Genomic DNA, 722 nt, shown 5'->3' with positions numbered 1-722 from the left:
CTTAATCGGCTCGATACGGCGGTAAAATTTCATGCTTTGGCTCACTCCCCGTTCTTTTTGCGGGCGCGTGGGTGGGCTTGGTCATACGCTTGCGCTAGATGCTGGAAATCCAAGTGTGTGTAGATTTGGGTCGTCGATATGTTCTCGTGACCTAAAAGCTCTTGCACCGCACGTAAGTTGTTGCTCGACTCCAGCATGTGCGTGGCAAATGAGTGACGCAATTTATGTGGGCTAATGTGGCTGGCTACAGACTGTTTTTGTCCCCACTCGGCCATGCGTTTTTGCACGCTACGGTGCGAAATACGGGTTCCGAGTTTAGACACAAATAATGCAGGTTCACCTGGCGCTGCTAAGTCACCACGAACGCGCAGCCACTTACCAACCCATTCCGTTGCCATCCCCGAAAAAGGCACTTTACGTTCTTTGTCACCTTTACCGATAACACGAAGCTCGCCACTGCGAAGCTGCACATCTCGCACATCCACACTGACCAACTCGGCTAAACGCAGGCCGGCACCGTACATCAGCTCCATCATTGCGCGATCGCGGATCGCCAATGGGTCATCTTCATTCACTTCGAGCAGTTGATTCACTTCATCCACATCGAGGTTTTTTGGCAGCGGGCGCTTTTTACGAGGTGCAGACACCCCTTTAGCAGGGTTGGCTGACATCTCACCACGCAAAATCAAGAAATCGAAAAAGCTACGCAGCGAAGACAAGCG

General features: G+C 51.9%; 1 protein-coding gene. It reads right to left on the bottom strand.

The genetic code is table 11. The features are described from left to right. Nucleotides 1-41 precede the first annotated feature (41 nt). The coding region (locus R8O11_RS27525; protein ID WP_318194915.1) for a tyrosine recombinase XerC at nucleotides 42-722 on the bottom strand (681 nt) is incomplete at its 5' end.

The sequence above is a fragment of the Vibrio sp. 1288 genome (assembly GCF_033344475.1).
The sequence above is the reverse complement of the archived record's forward strand: the minus strand, read 5'-3'. Positions and strand labels throughout refer to the sequence as shown.